This window comes from Streptomyces sp. T39 (assembly GCF_008042045.1).
Lineage (GTDB): Bacteria > Actinomycetota > Actinomycetes > Streptomycetales > Streptomycetaceae > Streptomyces.
Map to the genome: position 1 here is coordinate 1,085,697 of NZ_RDBP01000037.1, position 10,546 is coordinate 1,096,242.

At 73.8% G+C, this 10,546-nt stretch carries 10 protein-coding genes and 1 pseudogene; 7 read left to right on the plus strand and 4 right to left on the minus strand.

Translation table 11 applies throughout. The features are described 5' to 3' along the window. The 4 genes from ureA to EAO77_RS27505 all read left to right on the plus strand — a co-directional run. Positions 1-178: urease subunit gamma (gene ureA / locus EAO77_RS27490; RefSeq protein WP_147991057.1), on the plus strand; the 178-nt coding region annotated here is incomplete at its 5' end. An 11-nt stretch (positions 179-189) separates the two neighbouring features. Next, on the plus strand, positions 190-501 hold the full coding sequence (locus tag EAO77_RS27495; RefSeq protein ID WP_147990938.1) for an urease subunit beta: 312 nt from the start codon (positions 190-192) through the stop codon (positions 499-501). Continuing rightward, a complete protein-coding gene (locus tag EAO77_RS27500; RefSeq protein WP_147990939.1) occupies positions 494-2,215 on the plus strand; it encodes an urease subunit alpha in 1,722 nt (573 codons plus the stop codon). The genes EAO77_RS27495 and EAO77_RS27500 overlap by 8 nt, the downstream gene beginning before the upstream one ends. A 55-nt stretch (positions 2,216-2,270) precedes the next feature. Beyond that, positions 2,271-2,933: an urease accessory protein UreF gene (locus EAO77_RS27505; RefSeq protein WP_147990940.1), complete on the plus strand. Its 663-nt coding sequence runs from the start codon at positions 2,271-2,273 to the stop codon at positions 2,931-2,933. Here EAO77_RS27505 and EAO77_RS27510 read toward each other — a convergent pair. Beyond that, a pseudogene (locus tag EAO77_RS27510) lies at positions 2,934-3,128 on the minus strand (amidohydrolase family protein); the annotation flags it as partial. A 39-nt stretch (positions 3,129-3,167) separates the two neighbouring features. Between EAO77_RS27510 and ureG the strand changes: the two are divergent. From ureG to EAO77_RS27525, 3 genes are all read left to right on the plus strand, one after another. Next, positions 3,168-3,845: an urease accessory protein UreG gene (gene ureG / locus EAO77_RS27515; RefSeq protein WP_147991058.1), complete on the plus strand. Its 678-nt coding sequence runs from the start codon at positions 3,168-3,170 to the stop codon at positions 3,843-3,845. A gap of 9 nt (positions 3,846-3,854) precedes the next feature. Then, positions 3,855-4,607 (plus strand): urease accessory protein UreD, encoded by a 753-nt coding sequence (locus EAO77_RS27520; protein WP_147990941.1) that lies wholly within the window; start codon positions 3,855-3,857, stop codon positions 4,605-4,607. Between the two features lie 175 nt (positions 4,608-4,782). Continuing rightward, positions 4,783-6,360 (plus strand): alpha/beta hydrolase, encoded by a 1,578-nt coding sequence (locus EAO77_RS27525; RefSeq protein ID WP_147990942.1) that lies wholly within the window; start codon positions 4,783-4,785, stop codon positions 6,358-6,360. A gap of 161 nt (positions 6,361-6,521) precedes the next feature. Here EAO77_RS27525 and EAO77_RS27530 read toward each other — a convergent pair whose 3' ends face one another. From EAO77_RS27530 to EAO77_RS27540, 3 genes are all read right to left on the minus strand, one after another. Next, positions 6,522-7,250 carry a lysophospholipid acyltransferase family protein gene (locus tag EAO77_RS27530; RefSeq protein ID WP_147990943.1) on the minus strand — a complete coding sequence of 243 codons (729 nt, stop codon included), beginning with the start codon at positions 7,248-7,250 and terminating at the stop codon, positions 6,522-6,524. Between the two features lie 136 nt (positions 7,251-7,386). Further along, positions 7,387-8,406, minus strand: a complete 1,020-nt coding sequence (locus tag EAO77_RS27535) for a hydroxyacid dehydrogenase (protein ID WP_147990944.1) — start codon at positions 8,404-8,406, stop codon at positions 7,387-7,389. 131 nt (positions 8,407-8,537) lie between these two features. Further along, complete coding sequence (locus EAO77_RS27540; protein ID WP_222723695.1) at positions 8,538-10,502, minus strand: beta-galactosidase; 1,965 nt, start codon at positions 10,500-10,502, stop codon at positions 8,538-8,540. Positions 10,503-10,546 lie beyond the last annotated feature (44 nt).

The following is a 10,546-nucleotide window of genomic DNA, read 5'->3' on the forward strand; positions in this document are numbered from 1 at the left end:
CATCCTGGAGGGCGCCCGCGACGGGCGCACGGTCGCCGAACTCATGGCCTCGGGGCGCAAGGTGCTCACCCGCGCCGAGGTGATGGAGGGCGTCCCGGAGATGATCCACGACGTCCAGGTCGAGGCCACCTTCCCGGACGGCACCAAGCTCGTCACCGTCCACGACCCCATCGTCTGAGGCGGCGCCCGATGATTCCCGGAGAGATCCTCCTCGCCCCGGATCCCGTCGTCCTCAACGAGGGCCGTGCGCGGACCCGCGTGACCGTGGTGAACACCGCCGACCGGCCCGTCCAGGTCGGTTCCCACTACCACTTCGCCGAGGCCAACCCCGGCCTCGACTTCGACCGGGCCGCCGCCCGCGGCAAGCGGCTCGCCGTCGCCGCGGGAACCGCCGTCCGGTTCGAGCCCGGCGTCCCCGTCGACGTCGAGCTCGTCCCTCTAGCCGGCCGGCGGATCGTCCCCGGCCTGCGCGGCGAGACCGGAGGCGCCCTCGATGACTGAGATCTCCCGCGCCGCGTACGCGGACCTGTTCGGGCCCACCACGGGCGACCGGATCCGCCTCGCCGACACCGATCTGCTGGTGGAGATCGAGGAGGACCGCAGCGGCGGCCCCGGACGGGCGGGCGACGAGGCCGTGTTCGGCGGCGGCAAGGTGATCCGCGAGTCCATGGGCCAGTCCCGGGCGACCCGGGCCGACGGCGCACCCGACACCGTGATCACCGGAGCGGTGATCCTGGACCACTGGGGCATCGTCAAGGCCGACATCGGCATCCGCGACGGCCGGATCACCGGCATCGGCAAGGCCGGCAACCCGGACACCATGGACGGCGTCCACCCCGACCTGGTCATCGGGCCGGAGACCGAGATCATCTCCGGGAACGGGCGGATCGTCACCGCCGGCGCCGTCGACGCCCACATCCACTTCATCTCGCCCACCGTCGTCGAGCAGGCGCTGGCCACCGGTGTCACCACCCTCGTCGGCGGCGGCACCGGACCCGCCGAGGGCACCAAGGCCACCACCGTGACCCCCGGCTCCTGGCACCTCGCCCGGATGTTCGAGGCCCTGGACACCTTCCCCGTCAACATCGGTCTGCTCGGCAAGGGCAACACCACCTCGCGCGCGGCCCTGCACGCGCAACTGCGCGGCGGCGCGCTCGGGTTCAAGATCCACGAGGACTGGGGGGCGACCCCCGCCGTCATCGACGCCTGCCTCGGCGTCTGCGAGGACACCGGCGTCCAGCTGGCCATCCACACCGACACGCTGAACGAGGCCGGATTCGTCGGCGACACCCTGGCGGCCGTCGCCGGCCGGACCATCCACGCGTACCACACGGAGGGCGCGGGCGGCGGGCACGCGCCCGACATCATCACGGTCGTCGCCGAGCCCTACGTGCTGCCGAGCTCGACCAACCCGACCCGGCCGCACACCGTCAACACCGTCGAGGAGCACCTCGACATGCTGATGGTCTGCCACCACCTCAACCCGGCCGTCCCCGAGGACCTCGCGTTCGCCGAGTCCCGGATCCGGCCGTCCACCATCGCGGCCGAGGACATCCTGCACGACCTCGGCGCCATCTCGATCATCTCCTCCGACTCCCAGGCCATGGGCCGCGTCGGCGAGGTCGTCCTGCGGACCTGGCAGACCGCCCACGTGATGAAGAAGAGGCGCGGCGCGCTGCCCGGCGACGGGCGGGCCGACAACCACCGGGCACGTCGCTATGTCGCCAAATACACGATCAACCCGGCCGTCGCCCAGGGCCTCGACGACGAGATCGGCTCCGTCGAGACCGGCAAGCTCGCCGATCTCGTGCTGTGGGAACCGGCGTTCTTCGGGGTGAAGCCCCAGCTGGTGCTGAAGGGCGGCCAGATCGCGTACGCGCAGATGGGAGACGCCAACGCGTCCATCCCCACTCCTCAGCCCGTGATGCCCCGGCCGATGTTCGGCGCGCTGGGACGGGCCGCGGCGCGCGGGTCCCTCAACTTCGTCTCCGGTGCGGCGATCGAGGACGACCTGCCCGAACGGCTGGGCGTCGCCAAGCGGTTCACCGCCATCCGCAGCACCCGGCGGGTCACCAAGGCGGACATGAGGGAGAACGACGCCATGCCCCGGGTCGAGGTCGACGCCGACACCTTCACCGTCACCATCGACGGCGACCCGGTCGAGCCCGCGCCGGCCGCGGAACTCCCCATGGCGCAACGGTACTTCCTCTTCTGATGCGCCCCGTCACCCCGCACACGCACCGGGCCGGCGGCCCTGGGGAGGCCGCCCGGTGAGCCGTTCCGCCCTGCTCCTCCTGGCCGACGGCCGCTTCCCCGCCGGAGGCCATGCGCACTCCGGCGGTGTCGAGGCGGCCGTCCGGGCCGGCCGCGTCACCGGCCCGGCCGACCTCGCCGCGTTCTGCCGCGGACGGCTGCACACCACCGGCCTGACCTCCGCCGGGCTCGCCGCCTGCGCCGCGCTGGGCCACGACCCGGCCGTCCTGGACGCCGCCGCGGACGCCCGGACGCCCTCGCCCGCCCTCCGGGCGGCGTCCCGCAGGCTCGGCCGCCAGCTGATGCGTGCCGCCCGCACCGTCTGGCCCCACCCCGCACTCGACGCCCTCGCCGCCGCCTTCCCCCGGGGCGCGCACCAGCCCCTGGTCCTCGGCGCGAGCGCGCGGGCCGCCGGACTCGGTGCGGCGGACGCGGCGCACTGCGCGGTCCACGAGTCGGTCAGCGGCCCCGTCACGGCGGCCGTACGGCTGCTGGGCCTGGATCCGTTCCAGGCGACGGCCGTCCTCGCCGGTCTCGCACCCGAGATGGACGAGGTCGCCGCCCGGGCCGCGGACGCGGCCGGCCGGGGGCCGGACGCCCTGCCGGCCGCCTCCGCGCCGCTGCTGGACATCACCGCGGAGGACCATGCGGCCTGGCCCGTACGCCTCTTCGCCTCCTGAGCCCGCCCGACCGGCGACCCGGGAGTCGGAGGAGATGATCGAGATGGCGCCGAGGTCGTGCAGGATGTCCTCGGCCGCGATGGTGGACGGCCGGATCCGGGACTCGGCGAACGCGAGGTCCTCGGGGACGGCCGGGTTGAGGTGGTGGCAGACCATCAGCATGTCGAGGTGCTCCTCGACGGTGTTGACGGTGTGCACCCCACCACCCCCACCACCCGCACCGAGGAGCCCGTCATGCATCTCGACCACACCCACGACACCGCGCCCGCCGTCGGCGCCGACGCCCTGCGCCCCGACGGGCGGCGCCGCGCCCTGCGGATCGGACTCGGCGGGCCGGTCGGCTCCGGCAAGACCGCCACCGTCGCCGCGCTCTGCGCCGCACTGCGCGACACCGTGTCGATCGCCGTCGTCACCAACGACATCTACACCCGTGAGGACGCGGAGTTCCTGCTGCGCCACGCCGTCCTCCCGCCGGAGCGCATCCAGGCCGTCGAGACGGGAGCCTGCCCGCACACCGCGATCAGGGACGACATCTCCGCCAACCTGGAGGCCGTCGAGGACCTGGAGGACGGCGTCGGGCCGCTGGACCTCGTCCTGGTGGAGTCCGGCGGCGACAACCTCACCGCCACCTTCTCCAAGGGGCTCGTCGACGCCCAGATCTTCGTGATCGACGTGGCCGGCGGCGACGACATCCCGCGCAAGGGCGGCCCCGGCGTCACCACCGCCGACCTCCTCGTCGTCAACAAGACCGATCTGGCGCCCCACGTGGGCTCCGACCTCGACCGGATGGCCCGCGACGCCCGCGAGCAGCGCGGCGAACTCCCCGTCGTGTTCACCTCGTTGCGCGGCCCCGACGGGGTCGGCCCGGTGGCCTCCTGGGTGCGGGCGCAGCTCGCCGCGTGGAACGCCTGAGCGGCCCGGGTGAGCGTCCAGGCCACCGCCCGCATCGTCGCCGACGGCACCGCGCTGCCCGTCCTCACCGGTGACGGTCCGCTCGCCCTGCGGCGCACCCGCACACGGGGCACCGGGCTGCACGTCACCGTCGTCGGCGCGATGAGCGCGCCCCTCGGCGGCGACCGGCTTGCGATCGACGCCGAGGTGCGCGCGGGCACCCGGCTCACCGTCGGCTCCGCCGCCGCGACGATCTCCCTCCCCGGCCGCGACGGCGCGGCCGCCCACTACGACGTCGGCCTCCGCGTCGGGGACGACGCGGTGCTGCACTGGCTGCCCGAGCAGCTCGTCGCTGCCCACGGCAGCACCCTGCGGATGCACACCAGGGTCGAACTGGCCGCCACCGCCAGGCTGGTGCTGCGGGAGGAGCAGATCCTCGGCCGCCACGGCGAGGAGCCCGGCACTCTGGTCACGCGGCTCACCGTGCACCGCGCCGGCAGGCCGCTCCTCGACGGCGAACTCGCCTTCGGCCCGGGCGCCCCCGACGGCTGGGACGGTCCGGCCGTCCTCGGCGGGCACCGGGCCGTGGGCCAGCTCCTCGTCGTCGACCCGGACTTCGCCGACAAGCCGCCCCGCCCCGGCATGCGCGGCCCGAACACCGCCGTGTCGCCCCTGGCGGGCCCCTCGGCGCTCGTCACGGCGGTGGCCCCCGACGCCCGGGAGCTGCGGGCGGTCCTCGACTCCGCCCTCGACGAGCTGGTCCCCGGCATCCGCCACGGCTGAACCCCCCCCGGGCCGCACCGCTCAGCGGGACGGGGATCACCGGTATGGGTTCGGTAAAGAACGTCTGTGCGGTCTGTCGCCGGACGGTCCGCCCACGGAAGGATCCCCGGAGCGTCCCGGCCCCACCAGGGACGCCGACCACGGAACCACGGACCACAACAGGGGGAGAGACGTCGTGAGACGTGCAACAGGACTCGGCCTCGGCAGCACGCTGATAGCGGGCGCCCTCGTCGCGGGAGCGGTCGCGGCCCCGGCGGCGACCGCCGACAGCGGCGCCCGGGGCGGGCCCGAGGCCCGCGGCGTGCGCATCGCCGCGGAGCGGGCCGCGCGGCAGGGCATCGACTGGGCCGACTGCCCCGAGGACTGGGGGCTGGTGAAGCCCATCCAGTGCGGCTGGGTGAACGTCCCGCTCGACTACAGCAGGCCGGACGGCAGGCAGATCAGGATCGCCGTCGACCGCATCGGCCACACCGGCACCGCCGACCAGCGCCAGGGCGCGCTCGTCTACAACCCGGGCGGGCCCGGTGGTTCGGGCATGCGCTTCCCGACCCGCGTCACCAACAAGAACCCGGTCTACGCCAAGATGGCGCAGGCGTACGACTTCGTGGGCTTCGACCCGCGGGGCGTCGGCCACTCGACGCCCATCTCCTGCGTCGACCCGCAGGAGTTCGTCAAGGCGCCGAAGGCCGACCCGGTGCCCGACAGCGAGGCCGACAAGCGCGCGCAGCGCAAGCTCGCCGCCGAGTACGCGGACGGCTGCGCCGAGCGCAGCGGCTGGATGCTGCCGCACATGACCACCCCGAACACCGCGCGCGACCTGGACGTCGTCCGCGCGGCGCTCGGCGAGAAGAAGCTCAACTACCTGGGCGTCTCCTACGGCACCTACCTGGGGGCGGTCTACGCGACCCTCTTCCCCGGCCACGTCCGCAGGATGATCGTCGACAGTGTGGTCAACCCCTCGCGGGAGAAGATCTGGTACCAGGCCAACCTCGACCAGGACGTCGCCTTCCAGACGCGCTGGGACGACTGGAAGGCGTGGGTCGCGAAGAACGACGCCGTCTTCCACATCGGCGACACCCCCGCGAAGGTCGAGGCCCAGTGGGTGAAGCTGCGGGCGACCGCCAAGCGCAGCCCGCTCGGCGGGGTCGTCGGTCCGGCCGAACTGCTCGCCTTCTTCCAGAGCGCGCCGTACTACGACTCCGCCTGGGTGCCCGTCGCCCGGACCTGGAGCGCGTACCTCGCCGGTGACGCCCAGGCGCTCGTCGACGCCGCGGCGCCCGACCTCTCCGACACCGCCGGCAACGCGGCCGCGGAGAACGGGAACGCCGTGTACACGGCGGTCGAGTGCGCGGACGCCAAGTGGCCGACGAACTGGCGGACCTGGGACCGCGACAACACCCGGCTCCACCGCGACCACCCGTTCCTCACCTGGTCCAACGCCTGGATGAACCTCCCGTGCGCCACCTGGTCCGCCAAGCAGCACACCCCCGTCCAGGTGCGGACCGGCAAGGGTCTGCCCCCGGTCCTCATCGTGCAGTCCGAGCGTGACGCCGCCACCCCGTTCGAGGGCGCGGTGGAACTCCACGAGCGTCTCGAGGGATCGCGTCTGATCGTGGAGAAGAACGCCGGCTCGCACGGCGTCACCGGGCTGGTCAACCCGTGCGTCAACGACCGCGTCGACGCGTACCTGCTCAGCGGGTGGCTCGACAGCCGAGACGTGGAGTGCGCGCCGCACGCCACCCCGAAGCCGTAACCGCGGGGCCCGACGGGCGAGGGGCGGCCGGGAACTCCCGGCCGCCCCTCGTGCGTCCGTGCCCGGCCGCCGCGTGACGGGCGTGGTGCGCCCTGCCGTCCGCCGGCCCGGCGCCTCCCGTCCGGATCAGGGCCCGCGTGCCCTGATCCGGACGAAGGGCCTCAGCGTCCGCGCCGGGGCGGGAAGCGCTTCGGGTTCTGCGACGTGGACGCGGCCTGCTGCTCCGCCTTGACCTCCGCGGCGTACCGGTCGACGTACTCCTGCCCGGACAGGCCGAGGATGGCGTACATGATCTCGTCCGTGACGGCGCGGATGGCGGCCTTCTCGTTCTCCATCCCGGCGTACCGCGAGAAGTCCAGCGGCTCGCCGAACCGGACGGTGACCTGCTTGATCTTCGGCAGTTTCTGTCCGGGCGGCTGGATCTCGAACGTCCCCACCATCGCGCAGGGCACCACCGGCACCCCCGCCCGGAGCGCCATCACGGCCACGCCGACCTTGCCCTTGTAGAGCCGGCCGTCGTGCGAGCGGGTGCCCTCCGGGTAGATCCCCAGCAACTCACCCTTGTCCAGCACCCCGAGACCCTCGCGGATGGCCGCCTGCCCGGCGTCCTTCCCGGAGCGGTCGACCGGGATCTGTCCCGCGCTGTGGAAGAACGCGGCCGTCAGCCGGCCCTTGATGCCCGGACCGGTGAAGTACTCGGCCTTGGCGAGGAAGGTGATGCGGCGTCTGAGGATGGCGGGCATCAGGAAGTGGTCGGAGAACGACAGGTGATTGCCGGCGACGATCGCCGCCCCCTCGTCGGGCACGTGCTCGAGTCCCTCGATCCGGGGGCGGAACAGCACCCTCAGCAGCGGCCCCAGGAGGACGTACTTGAGCACGTAGTAGAACACTGTCTCTCCCCAACTCTCACGGATCGGCGGTGTGGACGCGTTCTCTGGAGTGCCATCCGTCCGGTGATCGATCGTAGCCCGCTTCGGCAGGCATTCGGGCGTCCGTGCGGACACCGGCGGGAGCCCTCCGGGGGCGTCAGGCCCTGAGCAGGCTCGCTTCCGGCGACACGGCGTGGAGCGGCCGCTCGCCCGCCGCCACACGCGTCAGCTCCCCGGCGAGCAGCGCTCCGATCGCCCGCCGCTCCGAGCCGGCCGTGCCCGCGACGTGACCGGTGAGCATGACGTTCGCCAGGGTGTAGAGCGGCGATCCGGGCCGCGGCGGTTCCTCGGCGGTGACGTCGAGCACGGCCTGGAGGTCGGGCCGCTCGGCGAGGATGCGGATCATGGCCTCCTCGTCGATCACGGCACCGCGGGCGGTGTTGATGAGCGTGGCGCCGCGGGGGAGGCTCCGCAGCAGTTCGCCGGTGATCAGGCCCTCGGTGCGGCCGGGGACGAGCGGAGTGTGGATGCTGAGCACCCGTGACCGCGCCACCAGTTCCGGCAGACCGGCGACCCGCTCCGTCCCGGCGTCCCGGAAGACCGCGTCGTCGAGGAACGGGTCCCAGGCCAGCACCCGGGTGCCGAGCCGCCGCAGGTGCGACGCGACCATCCGCGCGACGGAGCCGAAGGACACCAGCCCGACCTCCTGGCCGTGGATGCCGGGCACGTCGTCCAGGCCGGGCAGCACCTGCTCGGCCGCCATCCGGCGGGAGCGCCGGTGGACGTCCTTGAGGGCCAGCACGGTCTGCGCGTACACGTACTCGGCGACCGGCCCGTTGTTGGCCTCGGCCGCCGAGACGATCGTCAGGCCGCGCTCCCAGCAGGCGTCGGTCACCAGGCCGCGGATGGACCCCGCCCCGTACAGCACGGTGTGCAGCGCGGGCAGCTGTGCGAGCACCCCGGCGGTGAGGCGCGGCGCGCCCCACGAGGCCACCAGCACCTCCGCCTCCGCGCGGCGGGGATGGCCGAGCAGCTCCCCGGCGTCCGCGCACTCGGCGACGACGTCCCCCGTGCGCTTCAGGTCCTCCCACTGCTCGGGGCCGAACAACTGGGCGCGCGCGGCGGGCTCGAGCACGACGGCGACGCGGGGGCGGGCGGATCGGTGATCGTGCGGCATGTCGTCTCCCGGCGGGTGGCTGGGCCCGATCCACGGCAGGCCGGGGCGGGCGAGCGGCTGCGCACCGGCCGGCGGCGGGTGCGGCGGACATCCGGCCCGGCCCGTGGCTGACACCCCACGGGCGGGGCCGGTCAGCCGGACAGTACCTCGGCCCCGTGGGGTGCCAGGGTCCGTTGCCCGTGGCCGCGCACCGTGACGGTCTGCTCCTGCGAGGAGTGGTTGATCACGAACACCGCGTCGCCCCTGCGCACGACCTCCACCCGGTCGTTCGGCTCCGCGGTCGGCAGATCCGCACCGGCCGCGTCCAGGAGCACGCCCACGAGCCGGTCCAGCGACGGTGCGTCCAGCCGGGTCGCGACGTACCAGGCGGCTCCGGAACCGGTGTTCCGCTGGGTCACGGCGGGCCATGAGCGCACCACACCGTCGTCGAAGGAGGCCTGCACCTCCGCGTCGACGGCGTGCGTGAACTCGGCCCAGGTGCCGGCGGTCAGCTCGCCGAGGGCGCCCGAGAGCCGCAGCACGGGCGCCGGACCGCCGGGGGCGGGCGCGGCGGGCGCGAACTCCTCGATCCGTACGCCGAGGACGCCCGCGAGCGACCCCAGGTATCCCTCGGCCGGCACCCGGAGGTTCCGGTCGAGGATGCCGGTCATGAAGCCCACCACCAGCCGGCCCCCGCGCCGGGGAACGGCCGCCAGCGCGGCGAGCACCGCGTCGTCGACGACGTGCAGGGCGGGCACGACGACGAGGTCGTAGGCGTCGAACGGGCCGTCGGCGGGGAGGAAGTCGACCACCGCGTCCCGCGCCCAGAACGCCCGGTACCAGTCCTGGACCAGCGCCGGGTAGTCCAGCCGGGTCGGCGTGGACTCCTGCTCCAGTGCCCACCAGGAGTCCCAGTCGAAGACGATCGCGATCCGCGAGGACACCCCCGTCCCGCGGAGCCGGGAGAGGTCCGCCAGCTCCGCCCCGAGTGCGCACACCTCCCGGAAGACACGCGAGTCGGGGCCCGCGTGCGGCAGCATGCCGGAGTGGAACTTCTCGGCGCCCGCGGCCGACTGGCGCCACTGGAAGTACATGATCCCGTCCGCGCCGCGGGCCACCGCCTGGAGCGAGTACGCCCGGTTCTGCCCGGGCGCCTTGGGAGCGTTGGCGGGCCGCCAGTTCACGGCGCTCGCCGCCTGCTCCATGAGCACCCAGGGCTTGCCGTTCCCCAGGGAACGCATCAGGTCACGGGTCATCGCCGCGGCGGCCGGCGCCTGCGGGTCGACCGGGTCCGGATAGGAGTCGTCGGAGACGAAGTCGACCTCCCGCGCCCACTTCCAGTAGTCGAGCGGGCGGAAGGCGCCCATGAAGTTGGTCGTCACCGGGATGCCGGGGGATGCCTCGCGCACGATCCGGGCCTCGGCGCGGAAGAGGTCGAGGAACGCGTCGGAGGTGAAGCGGTCGAAGTCGATCAGCTGCGTCGGATTGGCGGCCGTCGGCGCGGTGCGCGGCGGGGTGATCTCCTCGAAGTCGCTGTAGCGCTGCGACCAGAAGTCGGTGCCCCATGCCGCGTTGAGCGCCTCGATGGTGGCGTACCTGGCCCGCAGCCAGCGCCGGAAGGCGACTTCGGCGTCCGGCCCGTAGCAGCGGGGGACGTGGCAGGCGTACTCGTTGTTGACATGCCAGGCGACCAGGCCGGGGTGCTGTCCGTAGCGCTCGGCCAGGGCACGGACGAGAGCGAGGGCGTGCTCGCGGTAGACCGGCGAGTGCGGACTGTAGTGCTGGCGGCTGGTGTTCGCGAGCACGACGCCGTCGGCCGTCACGGGGGCCATGCCGGGGTGCGCCGCCGTCAGCCACGGCGGCGGGGAGGCGGTCGCGGTGGCGAGGTCGATGCCGATGCCCGCGTCGGCGAGCCGGCCCAGCACGTCGTCGAGCCACCCGAAGTCCCAGCTCCCGGGGGCCGGCTGGAGCCGCGACCAGGAGAAGACGCCGACGGTGGCGACGGTGACGCCCGCGCGCCCCATGAGCGTCACGTCCTCGTCCCAGACGTCCGACGGCCACTGCTCGGGGTTGTAGTCGCCGCCGAACCAGAAGCGGTCGCCGCTGACGGTAGTCACATGTGCTCCGTTCGAGGGGGAGGGCCGGGGCCGGCGGGCGGGGG

Excerpts from the sequence above, each read along its gene's own strand:
- EAO77_RS27495 (WP_147990938.1), top strand. The coding sequence starts at position 190 with ATGATTCCCGGAGAGATCCTCCTCGCCCCGGATCCCGTCGTCCTCAAC.
- EAO77_RS27500 (WP_147990939.1), top strand. The coding sequence starts at position 494 with ATGACTGAGATCTCCCGCGCCGCGTACGCGGACCTGTTCGGGCCCACC.
- ureG (WP_147991058.1), top strand. The coding sequence starts at position 3,168 with ATGCATCTCGACCACACCCACGACACCGCGCCCGCCGTCGGCGCCGAC.
- EAO77_RS27535 (WP_147990944.1), bottom strand. The coding sequence starts at position 8,406 with ATGCCGCACGATCACCGATCCGCCCGCCCCCGCGTCGCCGTCGTGCTC.